The sequence below is a fragment of the Mesorhizobium sp. M7A.F.Ca.MR.362.00.0.0 genome (assembly GCF_004023175.1).
Lineage (GTDB): Bacteria > Pseudomonadota > Alphaproteobacteria > Rhizobiales > Rhizobiaceae > Mesorhizobium.
In genome coordinates this window covers 1-221 of sequence record NZ_RZTF01000613.1, presented here as the reverse complement: position 1 = coordinate 221, position 221 = coordinate 1, and the positions used below count along the sequence as shown (strand labels likewise).

The 221-nt window shown below is 62.9% G+C and carries 1 pseudogene; it reads right to left on the bottom strand.

Features of this window, described 5'->3' with window-relative positions:
- Positions 1-221 (bottom strand): annotated as a pseudogene (locus tag EOC06_RS41090) (ISAzo13 family transposase); the annotation flags it as partial.

Genomic DNA, 221 nt, shown 5'->3' with positions numbered 1-221 from the left:
GTGATGAGCAGGCTGGTAGAGCCGAGATAGCGGCTCTTTCCCAGGGCATGCCGCCAGCGCCGGATGCTCTCGACGGCGAAGGCCGCGGTATCGTGATCGATACCAACATTGACCCAGCCCGAGTTGGCCGCGATGTCGTAGACACCATAGGGCGCAACCTTGCCGAGTTCGGGTATCTTGAAGTCGTGGACGCGTACCGGCTCGGGATCGCCTTTGGGCCG